The sequence below is a fragment of the Treponema sp. genome, assembly GCF_017430385.1.
Classification (GTDB): Bacteria; Spirochaetota; Spirochaetia; order Treponematales; family Treponemataceae; genus Treponema_D.
On record NZ_JAFRNB010000010.1, the window covers coordinates 1 to 21454 of the forward strand.

A 21454-nucleotide genomic window follows, 5' to 3' on the forward strand; every position below is an offset into this window, starting at 1 on the left:
TATTTCAACAAGGCCAGGGATTTTCCCTTTGAGGGCTTCAAGACCTTGCTTGATTGCCTTTTTGACTTCAGTCTTTTCTGAATCCGGCATATCTTTGAGAGTCCAGAGAATAATGTGCTTTACCATTTTTGATTCCTTTTACGACATTACGAGCGTTGTCGTACCGATAGTGATTTTATCGCCAGGGTTGAGTTTTACATATTTATCAGGAGGCACGCGGTGCCCGTTAAGGAATGTACCATTTGTGCTTTTTTCATCCTTAATAAAATACGCATCACGAATTTTCTGAATCGTAGCGTGCTGCCGGCTTGCCAGTTTGTTGTCAATAACAATCGAACACTCAACAGAGCGCCCAAGCGTCATTTTAGCTACAAGATTGATTTTTTTCTGGTTGAACATGAGATAAGAGACAGGAGCTCCCTCTGAAACTTTTTCCAAATGCTGCCCGATGGGGCTGGTTGTTGCAATAGTTGTATCATTTGCCATAATAGCTAGATTATAACACGAAAAGAAAAGAATGGCAAAAACAATCAATTATTTTGCTGAAATAAAAATATGCTCTCGGTGAGAACCTGCCACAAAAGTCGCGGTGAACAAGTTCAAGCGACTTTTTGTCAGAACCTCACCTACGCATATTTTTTACTTTAGTCAGAATATAAAGAATTATATTTCAACGCCGTTTTACTCTAGCGTAAGATCACCTTCCTTAATACGGCGGACAAGCCGCCGTTTGCCTATTGGAAGCTATTGACGTTTGCGCCTTCGGCGCATGGGCATCCAACCTACCCCTCTAAAAGCAAATCGTTTTCTTTTATCCAGCCTAATTTCCGTAGTGCGAGACCGAATGCCCAGCTCAAAACGCCTGGCAAAACAAAGCATACAAGGACAAGGCCAATCCAGTCAAATGCTGTCGGAGAAATCGCAGCAGCCCCATGCTTGACTGAAGCTTCACTTGGTGCGAACCAGCCTGAAATCACTCCAATCTGACCAACAAGACCGCATGTTCCCATGCCAGAAGAGACTGCCGCACCGTTCATTTCCATTTTGAAAAGGCAGGTTGCGATTGGACCTGTGATTGCCGAAGCAAGCGTTGGCGGAATCCAGATTTTTGGATTTTTAACGATGTTCGGCATCTGAAGCATGCTCGTTCCCAAGCCCTGTGAAAGAATACCGCCCCAGCCGTTCTCACGGAAGGAAAGAACTGCGAATCCAACCATCTGAGCAGAACAACCAGCTACAGCTGCCCCACCCGCAAGGCCTACAAGACCAAGAGCCGCACAAATTGCCGCAGAAGAAATCGGCAAAGTGAGGACAATGCCAACAATCACAGAAATGATGATTCCCATTACAAACGGATGAAGTTTTGTCGCCCAGACGATGATGTTTCCAATGGAAGAAGCCGCGAGTCCGATGTAGCGGGCAAAAAGAACAGTAAGAAGCGCACCGGAAAGAATTGTTACAAGAGGAGTTACGATAATATCAACCTTTGTTTTTCGGCTGACAAGGTTTCCAAGCTCGGCTGCAATCACCGCAATGACAAGAACTGCCAGAGGGCCGCCCGCCCCACCTGTTACATTGGCCGCACTTCCTACGGCAACGAGAGAGAACAAAACAAGGGCAGGAAGTTTCATCGCAAAGCCAATACCAACAGCCATAGCTGCTCCAACCACATGAGCATCGCCGGCAAAGCTTCCCGCGTCTACTAAAAACTGAAATACTGGATTGGTTCCAAGACGCAAAAGCTGCTGTCCCAGAGTCTTAATAATCGTTCCAATCAACAGGGATGCAAAAAGTCCCTGAGCCATACCGCTGAGAGCGTCAATAAGATAACGCTTTACAAACTTGTTCATAAGAACACTCCTGAAAGAGAAAAGATAAGTTTTCCGTTGAGTACATATTGATGTAGACTTAGGAGCGTTCTTGAACTCGTTAGACAGTACGCAAGATATTTTATATATTGAGCGAGTCTGTCATCAGTCATCAAAACCGTAGCATCTGTTTTTATATGTCAGAAAATGTAACAGAAAAATAAAAAATGTGCTACTATGTTTTTTATGAAAAAAGGAAAATTTTACGCTGTGAGCACAGGTGCCGGAAGCACAGAACTTCTCACTCTAAAGGCAATCAGAATCCTAAAGGGGTGTGAAATAATTTTTTACCCGGAAAGCGAGCGGAACACAATCGCGCTTGATTCTATTTTCCATGACACTGGAATCGACTTCCATCAAAAAACACTTGTTCCATGCCATTTTTCAATGTCCGGGAATCCGGAAAAAACAATTCTGGAATATGAACATATTGCCAGCAAATGTGAAGAATACATGAATATCGGGAAAGATGTCGCCATGCTTTCAATCGGGGATGTCACGCTTTACTCCACGGCCGCACGCACTGCAAGCCTGATTAAAAAGCACGGCTTTGACATAGAATTTTCTGCAGGGGTAAACTCATTTTCTCAGGCAGCCTGCTCCGCCTCGCTCTCACTTTGCGAAACTGATGAAAAACTCACAGTGATTCCAGGAGACAGCTATTATACAAACGGAAAAATTAAAGCCGCACTCACCGACGAAGGAACAAAAATCCTGATGAAAATGGGGCGGCATTTAAAGGAAATAATTTCAATTCTTGATGAGACGGGGCTAATCCAGAATGCCACCCTTGTGCAAAAAGCGAGCCTGCCCGAAGAAAAGATTTTTTGCGGCGAGGAACTTTTACACCTGAGCGAAAAAGATTTTGAATCAGCCTATCTGTCAATAATAATTGTAATTAACAAGGCTGATTAACAGACCTAATTGTATTTTCTGAGCGCGCTTTCTTCGGAAAAGGCGAAGTCACCGAGCATGAAGTCAGGATTGATTGCCTCCATGTTGAGACGGACTTCCCAGTGAAGGTGCGGGCCTGTCGCAAGTCCTGTCGCGCCTGAAAGGCCTATCAAGTCACCCTGATTGACGATTTTTCCGACCTCAACATTCAGCTTGTCCATGTGATAATAAAGGGAATAAAGGCCTGGAAGATGCTCGATACAAACACTCCAGCCTGTTGAGATGCGGTTTTCAGCCATGACGACCTTACCACGACCGCACGATCGGACTTTATTTCCAGTGGGGATGCCATAATCAATTCCGTAATGAAGGCTTTCAGAGCTTTTTCCGTTAGTGTATTTGTAAACCCGTCTGTCACCGAAATTTGAAGTTATTCTTTTTGCAGGATTCGGAACCGTAAACCTGTGAGTCTCGTAAACTGCCGAAAGATGTTTTGCGCCGAGGATTTTATTGAGACGGTCAATCTGCTTTTTGCGCTCGTCAGATGAATCAGTTTTTATTGCTGTGTTCGTAGAATCAAGTTCAAGGGTCTCAGAGACAAAATCCTTTGCGAAAATCTTGACAGGAACTGTTACAGTGGACTCGCCCTTATCAAAGACCGAGTAAGTGATTTTTGCGACACATTCACCCGCTTTTTCGTAAGTAGAAAGAGGAACGCCGACAAAAAGAACTGAATTTATGCTTTCTTTTGTTACATGACGCTCAAGCTTATAAAATTTAGCCTTTGCGAGCGGTTTCTCAGGAAGATTTCCATCATCAAGTTTTTTGAAAAGCTCAAGAGAGGCTGTTTCATTTTTTTTGCCCTGACTTTCCAAATCCTGAACAACCCGTGCGCTGCCAAGGTCACATTCCAGGCGGATAAAAACCGCATCACCCGGCTGCACATATTCCGGATAAAAAACTTTGACAGAATAGTCGTTATAAACGATTTTCTTCGACACTGCAAAAACAGAAGTTGAAGCCACAAATAAAAAAAGCGTTACAATTATAGATGATAAATATTTTTTCATACCATAATTATAACACTTTTTATAAAAAATCACTTAGCTTTTTAGGAAAATTTCAAGGAAATTCTTGTTACAAGAAAAGTGCTAAAAATTCGTCCTCATTGATAATCGGAATTCCGAATTTGGCGGCCTTCTGATTTTTTGAAGAGCCGGATGAAGTGTCGTTCGTGACAAGATAGCTCAAATCCTTTGTAACGCTTGATTTACAGCTTCCGCCCGCTTTTTTGACCATTGCCTCGGCATCAGCCCGCTTCATTGTGCGCAATTCACCTGTAAAGCAGAACGATTTTCCTTCCAAGGCTCCGCCCCCGATTTCTTCAAGCTGGATTGTTCCGCTCTGGGTAAGAGAAAGCATTTCTTCTTTATTCTCAGCCAAACCTTCTGCCAGAATTTTTGCGGTAATTTCAGCAAAGCCATAGACCGAAGCAATCTGTTCCTGAGTTGCGGAAAGAAGCTTTTCGAGCGAGTTAAAGCCCGCATCAATCAGCTTCTGAACCATTGTCTCACCGATTCCCTCGATGTCGAAACCGCCGATAAAGACGGAAAGTGCCATTTTCCGATGATTCTGGATGCTCTCATAGACTTTTTTTGCGCCCAGAGAATCTTTCTGGCTTTCGATTGATTCCTCATTCAGGAAATACGGAACGAGTCGTTCTGCGGTGAGTTTATAAATGTCCGAAATTGAAGTGACTTCCTTGTTTATGAAAAGCTCGCGGAGCAAAGTGTCGCCGAAATCGCGGATATCAACCACTGAAATCCACTTCTGAAGCTGATGAAGCACCCTTTTATCGCAATTTTTGTTCGGGCAGTAAAGTCGGCTTCCTTCATCAATAAGTTCCGAGCCACAAACAGCACATTTTTTTGGGAAAACAATCGCGCTTGTTACCTGGTCAGGCTCTTCATTCAGAACGCTTTCAATCTTCGGGATAATCTCGCCGCGCTTTACGACGACAACCCGGCTTCCGATTTTGACTCCGAGAGCGCGCATTGTGTCCGGGTTTGCCAGGCTTGCGCGCTGAACTGTGGTTCCGTTGAGCTGAACTTCATCAAAAATAGCGACCGGCGTGTAAGTGGCTCCAGATTCGCTCCATTCAACATCACGCAAAGTCGTTACGGCTTCTTCGAGAGAGAATTTAAAAGCAATCTGACGGTCAGGCCTAGCCCGGCTCGCATCCGCCAAGTCAATCCGCCTCTCTTTAATTACAAGGCCGTCGATATCATAGTCCAGAGATTTTCGGATTTCCATGACTTCGGCACGGTACTCAATTACTTCATCAGGATTTTTGCAGATTTTTAGCGGCGAAGTTTTGAATCCGCATGATTTAAGCCAGTTGATTTTGCCTTCTTCGTCTTTGAACGGACTTTCGCCCTGGGTTGCAAGCGCATCGTAAGTCATGAGACAGAGATTTTCGCTGCCGGTTCCGTCCTTTCGCTTCATTAGACCGTTTGCGGCATTGCGGCAGTTGGCTTTATCAGCGTAAAATTTCTGATGAACTGTGTGAGTCATGATGACTTCGCCACGGACAGCACCTGTGAAATCAATTTTATTGTTTGACTCATCAAACAGAGCGATTTTTACGCCCTGCATTTTTCGCGCATTTGCAGTGATGTCGTCTCCGATTGTTCCGTCTCCGCGAGTAACGGCACGCACAAGCTCTCCATGAGAATATTGAAGCTCCAGAGAAGCACCATCAAGCTTGTATTCAACAAGATATTCGTCGTAAGCATGAGTTTTTGCCCAGGCAAGGAATTGCTCCGGGTTTGCGGCCTTTTCCTGGCTTCCCATCGGCATGATATGGCGGATTTTCGCAAAATTGCCAGAGTCCGCACCGACACGCTGCAAAACAGGATTCTGCGGGTCAAGAGATTTTAACTCATCCCAAAGTTTGTCAAACTCAGCGTCGGAGATTTCACCTTCGCCGTTGTAATAAGAGTCCTGATATTTTTTTATGAGTGTCGCAAGCTCGCTGATTCTAGCACTTTCGTCAATGTCAAATAAATCTGCCATAATTAAATTTTCTCAAACATCATTTCGTTGATTACGCGGTTGGCGTCAATGCCTTTCTGCTCGAATCTGGTTTCTGGTCGCCATTCCTGATGCGGAGCATAGCCTTCGTAGCGGTTTTTGAGTCCTTCGGTGGCCGTAAGCTGCTCCAGGCCAAATTCGGCATAAGGAAGCCAGTCGGTTACGAAGTACAAATATCCGCCTTTGATGAGTTTTTGAACCATTAAGTCCGTCCTCGGGCGTTGAACAAGCCGGCGCTTGAAGTGGCGTTTTTTCTGCCACGGATCCGGGAAGAAGATATGGAAAGCCGAAACGGAGCCGTCTACAAGCTGATTTTTGAGAACTTCCATCGCATCATGCTCGATAATGCGGAGATTTTTTAGCCCGCGGTCACGGATTTCGCCGAGCAATTTGCCAACGCCAGGTTTGTGAACTTCGATTCCGATGTAATTAATCTGGGGGTTGTTCTCGGCGATGATAGCCGTAGCTTTTCCCATTCCAAAACCAATTTCGACCACAACAGGATTTTTGTTCCCGAAGATTTTCTCATAATCAAGCAGGCTCTCTGAATAAGGAACACAGAATTCATCGTGCATTTCCTCATAAGCCTTGCGCTCGCTGGCCGTAAAATGCCCCTGCCGGAGCACAAAAGTATGAATTTCCCGGTGACTTCCGTCCGATTTCCGAGAATCGGGGCGTTGAGGGGTGCGTGCGCAACAAGTTGCTTCGAGACTCGCTAAAAACTCACCTCGTGAGTTTTTGCCCTGCGTTGCAGTGCCGCTCCCTACCCAGCTAGAAGGGGTAGCGGAAGACGCTTCTGCGGCTGTAGCGAGGGGAAGGCTTTCCCCTTCCACATTGATGTTTGTTTTCTCAATCATTTCTTCTTTCATCTTTCCACTTTCCATTTTCAGTTTTCCGCTTTCAGTTTTTCTTCTGGCATCATGCAAATAACTGTGTTACCGGGAGTTACATAACAAATCCGCTTTGTTTGTGCAAGTTTGTAATCCTTGAGGATGTCTTCATTTGTCTTCCACGAGGACTTTGCCTTTCCCATGAAAAGAAGTTCACCAGAATCAGAATAAATGGCAATGTTCTCGACGGCCGACGGAAGCAGTTCCTTTACTTCGGAAGATTTTGCTGAAACCAGTGCCTCGTTGTAAGAGACTGAAAAATCAAATTGGTCTTCTTTGCCGGCAGCATCATAATATTTGACCGAATATGGGCCGACCGCAATGTTTTCACCGCTTGGCGGACTTAAATTTACGGAATAGGCATAGCTTTTATTCATGGCCGTGAAAACCGATGGATTTGAAACCGTCCAGTAATAGCCGGAGCCATTGCTTGAAACGGTAAAACTTTCGGTCCTCTGAACTTCATTTGCGACCTGAAAAAAAACTGCGAGCCTTGTTGCAGGTACGGACTCTTCATCGCTGAAATCAAAAACTGCGGTTGCGTTTGCCGCTATGACATCAGCCTCGCTGTCAGAACATGAGAAAAAGAAAGATGAAACAAAAATTGCCAGAAAGCAGGAAAAAAAACGCCGCATTTAGAAATTGAAAATGAGGTTGATGACTGTCAAATCCTGATTTGCGAACTGGTTGACGATTGACTCAAATTTTACATTGAGCTTTTTGCAGGCATCATCAAGATAAGAAAGATAGTACAAGCCCAAATCAGTGCTGCCCTGCCCGTCCGGGATTTCGCGGTAGAAATCAATGAGGGAACGCTTGTTTGTGTCGGCAGCCATTTTGTCCTCGATATTTGCCTTTGTTTCCTGATTCTCGTCATTTTTGTTGAGAACCATGATTTGAAGACGGCCCTGCTTACCGATAGCCGTTGAGCCGCCGCCAAGCTTCCATGAGAGAGAAACAAGCTCATGCTTGCGTTTTAGCTCGGCGATGATTTTCGAGCGGACTTCCGGGTCAAAAAGGAGCGCGTCCAAATCCTCGACACCGCTGTAAAGAACTTTTGCCTCTTTTTTGAGGTTCTGGTTTTCGGCGTTAAGGGCAAGCTCCATGAGGAGGATTGAGATGTATTCTGCTACGCGTGACTTTTCCATGTAAATTTGGAGAAGATGGCGGATTGCGATGTTAATCTGAGAGAAGCCTTCTTTGTCCTTGAAGAACTTGAGGATGATGTACCAGTTCATGAGAGAGAGCCGGTTGAGGAATTTTTCAGTCATGAGGAGATAGATATTGCGCTCCTCAAGGGAATATTCCTTGTTCTCCATGATTGACTTCCAGATTGGGTCAAGGATTTCTTTTTTGGCCTGACGAATCACGACTTCTTTTTTGGAAATCATTGCACGGAGCTGCTTGTCTTCGATTTTTGTTCGCTCATCGATAAGCTCGCTCGGATTGGTGCGGTTGTGCTTGCGAACACAGTCACATTTGATTACATCGGCGAAAACCTGACGGTCAAACTGCTTGTACAGGATTGAATATACAACGACCTTTGCCAAATCCATGACTTCCTGACGGACAGAGACGAATTCGGACATGGAGATTTCGATTTTGGAAATGTAGTCCACCATAATCATATTTTGAATTGATTGTGGTGAGAATGGATTGAGAGAGATGCCGTATTCTTCGAGATTATCAGCCAGCCTGATACGGAGAAGCTTTTTTTTGTTGCTTATGAAATGCGAGGTGCCTTCCTCAGTCAAAATTACTTTTAGTGGCAAGTTCAAGACAAATTTTTTTTCAGCTGGCATAGCATCTCCTGTTTTTAAATGCAACGGTATAATTATACACTATGGCATTTGAATTGTAAACTAACAATTTTTAAGGAAACGATGATTTGCACACAAGGATTTGCGCTCGATTGAACAAATCAGAATTTCCTTATATTCTTATTAAAATGCTTTTTCGTAAAATTATAATTACGGCTCTTCTTATATTTTCGGCACATTTTGCACTTTTCCCGCAGAAATATATAGAAGAAAAATTTCTTTTTGGAAATAATCTTTCCACGGCCGTAGACAAAGCAATTTCAAAAAAAGGATTCTCACCGGTCAAGCAGGAACTTTCATCAACCGGGCAGGACAAATTCGCATATAACATTCTTTTGGATTTTCCGCCGACAAAAGCATCTGAAAATCAGGATGAATCAGAAAACCCAGGCTCCCAAATCAGGCGGAACGAAGTCATTTTTTGCTTTCAGCAGGAAGATTTTCAGAACCATGAGAGCGAGATTTTTGATTTTCTCACCTTCTTGCAGGGAATGGAACGCGACTGGTCGGCAACGATTCTTTTTTCGGCCCTGGACAACTGTGAATTCAAGGATTTAGGCTCAATCAGAGGCACACAAGTATTCGCTTCGTCTGTCGAGGACTCGGATTCATGCTGCGCGCTCGCAATCAGCTTCAATTCTTATGAAAGCACTTCGATTTACACTGGCGGAAGCAAATTCTCCACCCCGCTCTGGCTCACAAAAAGGATTACGGACACTTTCTTTGACACCCAGACAAATTTCTCATTCAAGAACCAGCTCGCGTCAATCTACAGGCTCGGATTGCTCAAGGGCACGGACAGGCTTTCTTTCTTCTTCGATAATAACATTCCGGCAATCGAATTAAGTTTTCCGGGCAGCCAGGAATTTTCATCACTAAAAAAATTCGCGGAAACCTACCAAAGCGACGGCACCGGCGAATGGGACATGCACTATATCTACATAAACCGTGGAAACATGTTCAAGGCGGTTTTCATCAACGAGCGCACAATCATCATCAGCTGTCTTTCGGTCGGAATTCTCACAATCCTAATTCTGTGCATTTTCTCATTTCTGGGTGAACATGGCGAACGGCATAAATACGACTTCATCAAATCAAGCTACATGATTCCTTTCACTATCGGAATTGCTTTCCTGTCGCTTCTTTTCGGCCAGCATTTTGTCGCCTTCATTTCCGCTTTTTTTCCGCTGAATCCAATCTTCCAGTACGGAATCAAAATTGTTTTCTCCATGATTTTCATCTCGATTCTTTTTGTCGTGCAGGGCCTCTTCAAATTTTCGGCGACGGCGTTCATCTACGGCTATTTGCTTATGGTCGTTGCGATTTTCAATATTTTCCTGTTCTCAACAAGGGATTTGACTCTCTTCGTAATTTTTGTCGCTGAGTACATAATTATTTATATTTCCCGTATTGCCAAGAATCTTCCTGCGCTGTGCGTATTTTTTATCCTGATGCTCATTCCTTTCGTTCCTTACGGATATATCATAATAAGAAGCGCGGACGACTTTGATCTTACGAACGCTGTCTTTACTTCCGCCAGAGACAATCTTCTTCTTTCGCTCGCAATTTTCCCGTTCCAGATTACATGGCTTCGGATTCTGGTATTCCTTAATATCCGCGCGGGAATCAAGGGCTGGACGATGAAAAAGATGATTCTGAACGGTATTTTCTCCACGATTGCGATTCTTACATTCACTTTCGCACTTATATTCGCAATCTCCCATTTCGTTTACAGGCCGGATTTCAGGGAATCCCAGAGAATCGAAACAAAAATTTTCCGCGAAGAAAAATTCACGATTTCTGCAAAACTGAGCAAAGATGAATTCTCCGGGATGACCACAAACCACATCAAGCTTATTTCCGAAGAGGATGCGCTCCGCTACAAAGTAGTTCTCAACGGAAATGAGGGAACTCACCCGATTTATGACTCAATCTACGATTACACGATTATCACGAATCATGACGGCACTGACTCATACTCTTTCGTCATCCCGGAATATCCTCCGAAAAACATCACGATTGACTACGCTGCCCCGGAAAAAACTCCTGCAACAATCGAAGTCACTGCTTATTACAAAACTGATGACCAGCACACATTCCGAATCGAAAAAAGGGAGCTTAATGTCGAGTGAACAAAGTCTTTCTTCATGTTGATTTAGACGCATTTTTCGCCTCAGTTGAGCAGCTCGACCATCCCGAATACCGCGGAAAACCTGTGATTGTCGGGGGATTGCCCGGTGACAGAAGGAGCGTCGTTTCCACGGCAAGCTACGAGGCAAGGAAATTCGGCGTGCACTCAGCGATGCCAACTTTTCAGGCGGTAAAACTCTGTCCGCAAGGAATTTTTGTGCGCGGGAGAATGAAACGCTATCACGAGAAATCCGAGGAGGTCATGGCAATTTTCAAAAATTATTCGCCTGACATCCAGCAGATTTCGGTTGATGAAGCATTCATCGATTTGACAGGAACAGAAAAACTTTTCGGAGATCCCGTTGAGACCGCAAAGAAACTTAAGGCTGAAGTCCTTGAAAAAACAGGTCTTACGGTCTCGGTGGGGCTTGCTTCCACTAAATACTGCGCAAAAATCGCTTCGGGGCTGAAAAAACCTGACGGGCTTACGGTCGTGCCTTTTGGCGGTGAAACTGAGTTCATGCTTTCCCTTCCGATTACGAAAGTCTGGGGTGCCGGAAACAAAACTCTTGCAAAGCTCGAAAATTACGGAATCAGAACGACGCGTGACATTTACAACCGAAGCGAAAAACTCCTGCAAAGCCTTTTCGGAAACGCGGCCGGAACTTTTCTGTACAATTCGGTGCGCGGAAACGCCGGGGCGGACTTTCGTGCTGAGCCAAAAAGCCGTTCAATCAGCGCGGAAAACACTTACGAATACGATTTGACAAACCCGGAGATTATCGAGACCGCACTTCTCTCTCTCTGCCACACGGTAATGTTCCGAAGCCTCCGAGAAAAAGTCCGAAGCTGCTCGGTCGCGCTTAAAATCCGCTACGAAGATTTTTCGACGGTGAACGTTCAGTCTACGAGCGAAAGATATGTTTCTAGCGTAGATGATTTATTTGAGCGGGCAAAGGCTTTGCTTGAAAAAAAACGCAACTCAAATTTGGGAATCAGGCTTCTGGGCGTGGGAATGTACAATCTCGAAGACGAAAAAACGCCGCACCAGCAGGAACTTTTTGATTTCGGCGAAGAAAAAAAACGCAGGCTTGAGAACGCGATTTTAAAGGCTCAGGAAAAAGATCCGTCACTAAAAATCACTAAAGCGCGTCTTTTGGGCGGCTCGGCTCTGGCGTTGGCAATGATTTTTCTTCCAATTCAGGAAGCGAGGGCTGATACGCAAAAAGAAGCTGATGGTGCGGCAGGAATCGTCTTTGACACTTCCCGACTTCCTCTTTCTGATTCGAGCAAGTTCGTCTCGATTTTTAACAAGGATTTTGGCAAAGATGGCGATCAGAATGTCGAATTTTTTGCTTCTGGTTACTGGAAAAGCACCGTTACTGGCGGAGCGACCTATTCTTTCGGTTTTGGGAACACGCCTGTTCTTACGACTACCACGCCAGTCTTCGCGCAGAATGTTGATTTGTCGCTCTATTTCATGCTGAATCATCACTGGTACTTTGAGGCGGCTTTTGCGGACGAATTCAACAAAAACACGGTTGCGGCAGGCTACATCGGTGAGGGATATTTAAAATCTGCAAGAATCTCAAACCGAAAAATCATCTTTCCTTCTATATATTCAGTCGATGATGTGAACCGTGGAATCGGTGGTGGCGAAAATCAGGCTCCTGGAATATCTTTCAACTGGAAAGGCTTAAACTGGCAGGCAGACGCGGCCATGCGCTACGATTTGATCAAAGCTCACGAAAAGACCTGGTACGGAAAGAATTCTGTGAGCATAAATGAAATCTCCCTCTCAAATTACAACACGGGAAGCCAGTACATCTTGCCAGGTGCAAATCTTATCCAGAATGTAAAGGCCGTTTATGTTGAAAGTTCTTCGGGAAGTTACCGCGATTCAAAAGGGCGGAAATTCAAAAAACTCGACGGAACACAGTATCTTCTCCTTGCGAATCAGAATCAGATTTTACTCTCAAAGGATGCAAAGGCTTCTCGTCAGAACGGAGTTTTGCCGGCAGTTGCGGTGACTTTTTATTCCCCGGTCAGCCAGAGTGATTTTGAGGCGTTTTTTGACAAGTTGGATGAGTGGTTCTTTCAAGTGGAAAACGGAAAACGGAAAGTGGAAAGCTATTTTTACCCGATGTTTGTTCGTGATGGGCGGGAAAGAGCTTCTTCGGGGAAGGCTGTTGGGGAACTGATTTATTCCATTGACGGTGAGGATTGTCTTTTCTTGCAGCATCCGGGGGGATTCTCGCCTTTTATGGTTGCAAGCAGATACGATTGCGGCTCTAGCAAGGCTAGTGATGCCCAGATTGCGGACTCTGAGACTTCCACGGCGGATTCAGGCTACACGGTCGTGATTGACGAGGATAATCTTCGGTTCTCACAGCAGGATTTTTTCTATTCAAATCATTTGTACGCTGATGTTTCTTTGAGCGAAGATGACGCTTCCGATTCTTTGGAAAAGCTCGTTCATGAAACTTTTCCACTGGCACGGCTCAATCCGCAGATTTATCTTGGCGGCGGAAAAGAAGCAGAAAAAGTCCTTCAGGTCAGGAGTTTTTCTCCAGTGAACAGGCTTGAAATCGGAACGAAGGCAGTTTCAGGAACAGTTACGGTCTACAAGAACGGCGTGATTGATGGCTCCGCAAAATATGACAGTGAGGCAGGCACAATTACGCTGAGTTCAGCAGTAGCGGCAAGCGACCACATTGTTGCCCGCTGGTACGAGGAAAGCGAAGACTCAGAATCGGGAACATTTTCGCTGGCTGGCGGATTCAAATATGACTTTACGGACGAAGTTTCGGCGGACATCTCAACCTCCGGCCGGTGGGGATATTCGCCGGAGCGGGAATTTGCAGACTCAAGCTATTCTTCACAGGGATTTCTGACACTCGCAAGCAAAGTTAGCTACAACGGAGAAAGATTTTCCGCAAAAAACACGGCCGCATTCACTTACGAAAACCAGAACACCACAGGAAACTACCGCATTTTAGGAAACAGCGACAAAGAAAGCGATACTTATTACCTTCCCAAAAAAGCAGGAATCAATTTGCCGGACGGATTCGAGCCAGTCTTGAACGAAAAAACTTCCGGCAAAACCATGCAGATTGAGTTAAAATCCTCAAAAAATTCTTCAGTTAAAGCGACAGAAGGCAAAACAGACTCGGCAATTTCCGGCTACGCAATTCCGCTCGAATGGGATTTTTCCGGGAAAACGGCCGGGAGCGGAAGTGATACCGCATGGAGCGCAGTCAGCCTTTACACGACAGGGCTTTCGGGCAATCTTGGAAACGCAAGCAATTTCTCAATCGCGCTAAAAAATCCGAATCCAAATGAAACTTATGACCCAACAAAATGCTCTCTTTATTTACAGCTTGGTGTTTCGAGTGAAGATGATTTTTCCGTCGAGGAAGCAGAAAGAATACCGACATGGAAGATTTCTGATTCAAAAGCAGAACAAGTCCGTCAGGCATTCGACTTTTCAAAATCCGGCTGGCAAATTGTAAAAGTAACTCTTTCGGACGAGGACAGAAGCATCATCTCGTCTTTGCAGAACTTTAACGCCCGCCTTATTCTCACGACAAACGACATTTCAGCAGCCCCCAAAAACGGCACGATCTACGCAGGCCCCTACGAGGCAGGAGAACTTGTCTTTAATGTGAAAACTGAAGCCGAAGTCAGGACAGAAAATTATCAGGCTGGCGACCAGAGCTTGTCTTCATCAAAAATCAAAAAATTCAATAGGAATTCAACCAACAAAGTTCAGGTCTTTGAATGGAAATTCGACAAAGCGCAAGCTGAGCAACAGGAAATTATTTTCTCACGGAATTTCAAGGAAATCGACCTGTCTGACTACAAAAAACTGAGTTTTTACCTTAAATTCAAAACTGACGCGGAAGATTCTGATTCATCAGTCAAAATCAAACTGACCAGCCCAAAAACTGGCGAAAAATCAGAAGAAGCCGTCATCTACACTATTCCCCGCAAAAATCTTTCGGAAATCTGGCATGAATACGAGATAGATTTGACAGGCGCACAAGATTCAAATCTCACAAAACTCGACACGGACATTGTTCCGGTCAAGCTTGAAATCATCGTCACGGCAAAAGAAAACGGCTCGCTTTCATTCGACGAGCTTTATCTGAGCGAAAACACGCCGTTCGTCGTGGCACAGGACAAAATCGAAGCAAGTTATAAAATCGACGGAACGATTCTTGAAACAGAAAACCATGAAATCCTAAAAGACTTGAAAATTTCAGCAACAGGCGACGGCTCAACTTCAATTGAAACCGAAAAATACACAGCAAGGGAAAAGAACCTCACTTCAACCACCTCGCTTGGCTTTACGCTCACAAATCTCAAAATCGGAACCCAAATCGCGCTCTCAAACGCCTACAAAAATGCAAAGTCCGACCAAACCGAGCAGAAAAATGCCCTTTCCTCGGCCAGCCATTCGCTTGAAACAGAAAAACCAATCCTCGACATCCTCTCATTCTCAGAAAACTACTCGTTCAGCGCGGCGGACACAAGCCTTGAAAAAGCAAACGGAGCAAAAATCGACTTCACGAAATATTCCGTTCCGCTTGCAATCGAAGGGAACACAAAGGCAAGTTCAGATTCCTGGTCACTTTCGCAGAACGCAGGGGCAAAAATCTCTTTTGTGCCGGGAAAATTAGCTTTCAGCACGGAATCAAAAATCTCGCAAAAAATCCCGACAACTTCCGCAAAAAAAGACAGCTCACAGGGAACAGAAAAATTCTCAACCGAAAATTACGGCACTTCATGGAAAAAAATCACGGAATTCAGCTTTGACACAGGCGACGAAAAGGCACAGAAACGCACGGTCGGCGGAAAATCTTCGCTCTCCTACTCGTTCGACACGCTAAAATTAAAGCCTGAGATTTTCTTTGATACGGAAGGAAATTACAAATCATCCGCAAAAGTAACATTTTCGGACACGACAAAATCAGGATTCAACATTCCGTTCTCGCTTTCAAAAAACAATTTCGAATTCTCATGGAAAAAATCTACAGGAAGCACGAATCCAGCCGAAAAAGACGGCTCTTACAATCAAGACACCCAGAACCTTCAAAAATCGCTCGGCGAAAAAAGCTATTATTTTGCGGCAATGCCTGTTTACGACCTTGCAAGCTCTTCTTTGGCAACAAAAGTGCAGGAAACTGACAGGGAATCAAATTTCTACCAGGGAAATTACTCATTCAGCTGGCGGCGCGCTTTCTATGCGAACAAATACGACTTTTTCATCCCGATTTCGGCAAAACTTGAGGCCACTCGTGACATCAGGACAGGCGATAACCTGACCGACTTTTACCAGATTAAAAACACAGTGAACAACGCTGCCCTGAACATTTTCGGAAGGAACGGCTCGATTCCGCTTTTTTCATTGTTCTCAAACGATGAGTACAATTCAAGCCTCAGCGCGGCGGTCAAAATTCCCCGCAACGAACCAGGCCAATATTCTTATCTTGTGAACGGATATTTTCAGGCGACATTCTATTTTTCTGAAAAAAATTACCTCAAAAACGGAATTGAAGGCAGCCTCGAAGGAAAAGATGGCTGGAAAGGGAAATATACCATTGTCTGGAAACGGGATGCAGAATCCTCGCTCGCAAAAGGCATCGTCTCGATTTTCAGCGAAAAAATAGCAGAAGGCACGAAACGAATCATCAAAACCGACAGCCTCAACCTCGCAGCAAGCAAGGCTTCAAGCACGACGAAAATCACGAAGAAGTACAGCATAGACTACATGCACGCAACAGAGACACAGGTTTCAAAATATGTCTCGCTGAACACGGATGTAGGCTTGGGCTACAGCGCGACATGGAATAAAATCGCGCTTCTTTCAGCAACCGCGACAATCGGAGCGACAATCAAGTTCTGATTATTTCTCTACTGGTCGGAAATAGAAAGTCACATGACGGCGGCTGCTTCCGCTTTCTTTTTTCATCTCAAAATCATCGTCGAAGTATTCGATTAAGTCCGTGAGTTTTCTGAATCCGTAGTCCACGGTGTCAAAGCCCGGATCCTGCCGTTTGAAGAAGGAACCTGCGGCACTTACATCTGCCCAGCCTGTCTCGTCGGCATATTTGTCGTAGGCAGTGTTCAAGAGCTTGAAAATCTTACGGAACTGGCGGTCACTCATCACAACCTCGCCGTTCGCATTCTTTCGTAAAAGGCCAAGGAAGCTCTTCTTAGGTTTGTCGGCAGCCTTGTGACTCTTTCGCTTCTGCTCGGCAAATGCGGCATCTTCCTCAGGGTTAGTCTCCTCTTCCTCAGTGACAAGATTCTCGATGTAAATGAAGTCATCGCACGCACTGATGAATGACTGCGGAGTCTTTTTTTGCCCCACCCCGAACACGAAAATCTGACTCTCACGCAACCTTGTGGCCAGTTTCGTAAAATCAGAATCACTCGTCACAAGGGCAATCGCATCGTATTTGTCCGTGTAAAGCAAGTCCATCGCATCGATAATCATCGCACTGTCGCTGGAATTTTTGCCCTGAGTGTAGGCGAACTGCTGCACCGGGATAATCGCATTGTCGTTAAGCTCGTTCTTCCAGTTTTTGAGCGTCGGAAGGGAAAAATCTCCGTAAGCCCGTTTTGTAATTATATGGCCGTGAACCGCAATCTCCTGCAAAATCGCGCGGAGTTTCTTGCACGGCGTATTGTCGGCATCGATGAGGACACCGATATTTTTCTGTTCAATCTCATCCATAAATTAAATTCCTCACTGAGTCCACAGAGGGCACAGAGTTTAATTATTATAGCAAAAATTCCTCGAAAAATGCTATAATTCTTCCTATGACTTACTTATTTTTCGACATTGAATGTGCTAACTGCTTTAATGGAATCGGAAAAATCTGCTCCTTCGGCTATGTGCTTTGCGATGAGAATTTTTCCGTTATTGAATCCGATGATATTCTTATGAATCCGGGAACTGTCTTCGACTGGTATTTGTTCAAAAAAGACTCAAAATGCCGCCTCGCTTACAACCGGGAAGATTACATAAATAATCCGAAATTCCACACCCATTACAATAAAATCAAATCACTTTTGGAAGAAAGCAACAGAATCGTGCTCGGTTTCGGCTGCCAGAACGATGTCGCAACGATTGCCACGGAATGTATGCGGTACGATTTGGACTTGATTGACTTCAACTGCCACGACATCCATACCGTGCTCGAAAAAATTTACGAAATCAAAGGCGGACTCGGAACCTGTGTCGAAAAATTCGGAATTCCGACAGGGGGAATGGAATTCCACGACAGCAGGGCAGACGCATTCTTTACGATGAAAGTCACGGAGCATCTCGTGAATGACCAGAAAAAGCCTCTCCGGGAACTTCTCACGCCTTACACGCCATTCTCAAGCAAGCTCCTCCGCAAGCAGAAAATCAAAAAACTCTACGCAAATTATCTGGAGCGCAAAGAAGCTTCCAAAGCAAAAGACGGAAAACCACCGCGCCCGCTCAAGAAAATCGTAGTGCCACAGTGGTTCGACTATAAAAGGGAACTTCTCGAAGAGATTGAAATGGATAAAAAATCCTAAAATTCTTTCGATACTACTTTTTGCTATACTCAATATTGAAAATTTCTCTTCCATATCATTTGATTTTTTGCTATATTTTTCTAAATCTTATCTTAAAAGAGGAATTGCAAATGAAAAAAGTTTTGCTTTCATTGTGCGGGGCTGTTCTTGCCCTTGCGCTCGTTTCATGCGGTGGCGAAAAAGCCAGCGTAGTTAAGATCGGTGTTTTTGAGCCTGCTTCTGGTGACAACGGTGCCGGCGGAAAACAGGAGGCTTTGGGCATCCAGTACGCAAATTCTTTGACTCCAACAGTCACAATTGCTGGCAAAGAATACAAAGTTCAGCTTGAAATCGTTGACAACGAATCTTCAAACGACAAGGCCGTAACTGCAGCATCTGAGCTTATCTCAAAAGGTGTTTCTGTCGTTCTCGGCTCTTACGGCTCAGGAGTTTCAATCGCAGCAAGCGATACTTTTGCGGCTTCAAGCGTTCCGGCAATCGGCATCACTTGTACAAACCCACAGGTAACTTTGGGCAACGACCACTACTTCCGAATCTGCTTCCTTGATCCATTTCAGGGCACAGTTCTTGCAAATCTCGCAGCAGAAAAATTCTCTGCAAAAAAAGCTTACTGTCTCTCAAAGCTCGGCGATGATTACTCAGGCGGTCTCGTAAAATACTTCGTAGAGGCATTCAAAAAGCTCGGCGGTGAAGTTGTTGAAGAGACATTCCCGGACGGAACTTCTGACTTCGCAGCTTATGTTGCAAACGCAAAGAAAACTGGCGCAGATGTATTCTTCAGCCCGGTTTCAATCGAAGCAGCAGCCCTCATCATCGAGCAGGCTAACACACAGGGGCTTTCAGTTCCAATCCTCGCAGGTGACACATGGGATTCTAACGTTGTTCTCGCACAGGCAAAGGGCACAAATGTTCAGCTTTATGTAACAACATTCTTCGTTGAAGGCTCAACAGATTCTCAGGTCACAGAGTTCGTAACAGGATTCCGAAACTACCTCAACACAACTCCAACTGCAAAAACAAACAACGGTGGCGACGACGAAATCGCTGCAGTATCAGCAATGGGATTTGACGCTTACTACACCGCTCTCGAAGCACTCAAAGCAGCCGGAAGCACAAAAGGCGCAGATGTAATCAAAGCTCTTCCAGGCGTAAAATACACTGGCGTTTCTGGTGCAATCGCATTCGACAAAACAGGCGATGCAGTCCGCGATGTTGCTTATGTAAAGAAAGTAAACAACGAGACTGGCAAATGGGACTTCGTAGCTCAGCAGTCTGTTAAATAACGACTTAAAACCGTAAAAAGAGAAAGGGACTATCCAAATAGAAATGGACAGTCCCTTTTTTATTTTATCCCAGTTATACTAGAATTATTCAGTTTGAACTATTCAACCTGAGCGTTTTCCTCACGCTGCAAGTAACCGCCGAATACCCAGCCTTCAGTATCACCGTTCTGAACATAGAACCAGCTTGCACTGATACCCTCGATAGTTTCTTGAGATTCAGTAGTCAATGATACAGTGCACTCCCAGCCATTATCAACTTGAGCAACCTTTTCACCGGCTGTTCCAGGAAGAGAGCGCAAGTTTACCTTTGAGCCGTCAGCAGTGTAAATGTGTGCTTTATAGCTCTCAATAGGAACAATGTCGTCATCACTGAATGAGCTTACGCCGAGAATACGGTTCACTTCTGAATTAATGTAGCTTGTAAGTTTTCCGCTTCCAGCCGAAGCTGTTTTTACGGCACTGTTAAGGAAGTCGTTCTGCAAGCCCTCATCTTTCACAGAGCGGGCTTTTTCGAGCAGCTGAATTGCCTTTATGTCGTTTGAATTATTAGAAACTTTTGCACCATAAATAAATCGTGTGCGGCGGACTTCATCAGCACTGTCGAAAAAGACCACCTCTGAAAATAGTAATCTTTGATGATCAATTTCAGCTACAATCGTACCTGGCTCAATCCATGCGTTTCGGAAAGTCGCAATATGAGGCTTTGAGTACAATACTGCATTTTCAGTAACGACACCGACATCCTCCGCACTTTTAATGGCAGCACTGTCGCGAGTCTGGATAAAGTAATCCTTTCCGTCATATTTTACAGTGTAAAACTCAATGTTTTCCCATGTTTTTGATTTGGTATAGATGTCCATTCTAACGGCATCATCGCCTCGTTTATCAAGAACAGTACCAGCCGTAATTTCAGTTGCCCATTTTACGGTATTTCCTTCCTTTACCTCATAGAGAGAGGCAGGAGTACGGAGTGCGACAACACTTTCTTTTGCGCACACGCCTGCAATGGCAAGCAATGCGACAGAAATAAATGCAAAAATCTTTTTCATAACAATAATCCCGCCTGTTTAAATTTCCTTCATATCTTCCAATAGAGCGTACACATCTTCACGAACGAAAGGCTTCAAGTCTTTTGTATTAGAAAATGCCCGCTCAACCTGTGCAGCTTGTAAAGCAATATCACTATCCGAACATGTCTCTGCTTTTACATATCCTTCCTTGCCGTAAGGAGTGCTCCAGTCATAGTAGTAAATTTGGAAAAATTTTATTCCATCGATTGTCTCGGAGTCATACTTGGCCACAAATGTACCTTTCTCGACTTTTTTAGTCTTTGCGTTTACCAAATCAGTAGAAGAATAGATATATGTATCCTCTGTGATAACCATTCCAGTCAGATGCCAGTTTTTCTTTGAATGTCCGGTAATGAAAATCGGGCGTGTCCAATAATCCTTGCCATAATAGCGAACATGAACGAAGTCCATTGACTCTTCTTTGCCGCCAGTATAACTTCGGATTGCATTCTTTACCTCAGGCTCAGAAGCATTCTCAAGACTCTCATAGACTTCGATTTCGTCACCAGGAATGGCCTCATCAGCCCATACCATCTTGCCCTCTTTGTTCTCTGCGTAGAGCGGCGTATTATTGCCGTCCTTGTCAAAGTAAAGCACAATCTCGTTACGCAAAGTACGCTCTTTGCTCACAGTTGTGCCAGCATTGTCTGCGGTCGGATTGCCAGAAGCAGCAGCAGGTGCTTTTTCTTTGCAAGAAGGAATCATGACTCCAGCAAGCAAAACAAGCACGCACGAAGCAATTACCTCGCACCTAGAAATGCGTTTTTTCATAAAAAAACCTCCAATTTTATGATAAAAAAAGTATAGCAAATTTCATAACATGGGAAAAGC

Annotated in this window: 16 protein-coding genes; 5 read left to right on the forward strand and 11 right to left on the reverse strand. The window is 44.6% G+C overall.

All coding sequences use genetic code 11. The features are described from left to right. From IJJ71_RS00630 to IJJ71_RS00640, 3 genes are all read right to left on the reverse strand, one after another. Positions 1-126: Dabb family protein (locus IJJ71_RS00630; protein ID WP_296844731.1), on the reverse strand; the 126-nt coding region annotated here is incomplete at its 3' end. A 12-nt stretch (positions 127-138) separates the two neighbouring features. Next, positions 139-486 (reverse strand): FHA domain-containing protein, encoded by a 348-nt coding sequence (locus tag IJJ71_RS00635; protein ID WP_296844711.1) that lies wholly within the window; start codon positions 484-486, stop codon positions 139-141. A 296-nt stretch (positions 487-782) separates the two neighbouring features. Beyond that, positions 783-1850: a PTS sugar transporter subunit IIC gene (locus IJJ71_RS00640; RefSeq protein ID WP_296844713.1), complete on the reverse strand. Its 1068-nt coding sequence runs from the start codon at positions 1848-1850 to the stop codon at positions 783-785. A gap of 204 nt (positions 1851-2054) precedes the next feature. On the opposite strand from IJJ71_RS00640, the gene IJJ71_RS00645 reads away from it, so the two are divergent. After that, positions 2055-2783 (forward strand): precorrin-2 C(20)-methyltransferase, encoded by a 729-nt coding sequence (locus IJJ71_RS00645; protein WP_296844714.1) that lies wholly within the window; start codon positions 2055-2057, stop codon positions 2781-2783. Positions 2784-2788: 5 nt separating this feature from the next. Here the strand turns inward: IJJ71_RS00645 and IJJ71_RS00650 are convergent, their stop codons facing one another. The 5 genes from IJJ71_RS00650 to IJJ71_RS00670 all read right to left on the reverse strand — a co-directional run bounded on the left by IJJ71_RS00650 (position 2789) and on the right by IJJ71_RS00670 (position 8547). Continuing rightward, a complete protein-coding gene (locus IJJ71_RS00650) occupies positions 2789-3832 on the reverse strand; it encodes a M23 family metallopeptidase (RefSeq protein WP_296844715.1) in 1044 nt (347 codons plus the stop codon). 67 nt (positions 3833-3899) lie between these two features. Continuing rightward, positions 3900-5837, reverse strand: a complete 1938-nt coding sequence (gene ligA, locus IJJ71_RS00655) for an NAD-dependent DNA ligase LigA (RefSeq protein WP_296844716.1) — start codon at positions 5835-5837, stop codon at positions 3900-3902. Between the two features lie 2 nt (positions 5838-5839). Continuing rightward, positions 5840-6430 carry a tRNA (guanosine(46)-N7)-methyltransferase TrmB gene (trmB, locus tag IJJ71_RS00660; RefSeq protein ID WP_296844732.1) on the reverse strand — a complete coding sequence of 197 codons (591 nt, stop codon included), beginning with the start codon at positions 6428-6430 and terminating at the stop codon, positions 5840-5842. A gap of 311 nt (positions 6431-6741) precedes the next feature. Continuing rightward, positions 6742-7380: a hypothetical protein gene (locus tag IJJ71_RS00665; protein WP_296844717.1), complete on the reverse strand. Its 639-nt coding sequence runs from the start codon at positions 7378-7380 to the stop codon at positions 6742-6744. Next, a complete protein-coding gene (locus IJJ71_RS00670) occupies positions 7381-8547 on the reverse strand; it encodes a DUF8084 family protein (RefSeq protein WP_296844718.1) in 1167 nt (388 codons plus the stop codon). 146 nt (positions 8548-8693) lie between these two features. Here IJJ71_RS00670 and IJJ71_RS00675 point away from each other — a divergent pair, with 146 nt between their 5' ends. Together IJJ71_RS00675 and dinB are read left to right on the forward strand one after the other, a co-directional pair. Next, positions 8694-10697 (forward strand): hypothetical protein, encoded by a 2004-nt coding sequence (locus IJJ71_RS00675; protein ID WP_296844719.1) that lies wholly within the window; start codon positions 8694-8696, stop codon positions 10695-10697. Next, positions 10694-16603, forward strand: a complete 5910-nt coding sequence (dinB, locus tag IJJ71_RS00680) for a DNA polymerase IV (protein ID WP_296844720.1) — start codon at positions 10694-10696, stop codon at positions 16601-16603. Before IJJ71_RS00675 ends, dinB begins: the two co-directional genes overlap by 4 nt. Here the strand turns inward: dinB and IJJ71_RS00685 are convergent, their stop codons facing one another. Continuing rightward, positions 16604-17437 (reverse strand): NYN domain-containing protein, encoded by an 834-nt coding sequence (locus IJJ71_RS00685; RefSeq protein ID WP_296844721.1) that lies wholly within the window; start codon positions 17435-17437, stop codon positions 16604-16606. Between the two features lie 86 nt (positions 17438-17523). On the opposite strand from IJJ71_RS00685, the gene IJJ71_RS00690 reads away from it, so the two are divergent. Both IJJ71_RS00690 and IJJ71_RS00695 read left to right on the forward strand, forming a co-directional pair. After that, positions 17524-18270, forward strand: a complete 747-nt coding sequence (locus tag IJJ71_RS00690; RefSeq protein ID WP_296844722.1) for a hypothetical protein — start codon at positions 17524-17526, stop codon at positions 18268-18270. A 110-nt stretch (positions 18271-18380) separates the two neighbouring features. Then, positions 18381-19553, forward strand: a complete 1173-nt coding sequence (locus IJJ71_RS00695) for an ABC transporter substrate-binding protein (RefSeq protein ID WP_296844723.1) — start codon at positions 18381-18383, stop codon at positions 19551-19553. Between the two features lie 98 nt (positions 19554-19651). Here IJJ71_RS00695 and IJJ71_RS00700 read toward each other — a convergent pair whose 3' ends face one another. Then, complete coding sequence (locus IJJ71_RS00700) at positions 19652-20602, reverse strand: SH3 domain-containing protein (RefSeq protein WP_296844724.1); 951 nt, start codon at positions 20600-20602, stop codon at positions 19652-19654. 18 nt (positions 20603-20620) lie between these two features. Further along, complete coding sequence (locus tag IJJ71_RS00705; protein ID WP_296844725.1) at positions 20621-21394, reverse strand: SLAP domain-containing protein; 774 nt, start codon at positions 21392-21394, stop codon at positions 20621-20623. Positions 21395-21454 lie beyond the last annotated feature (60 nt).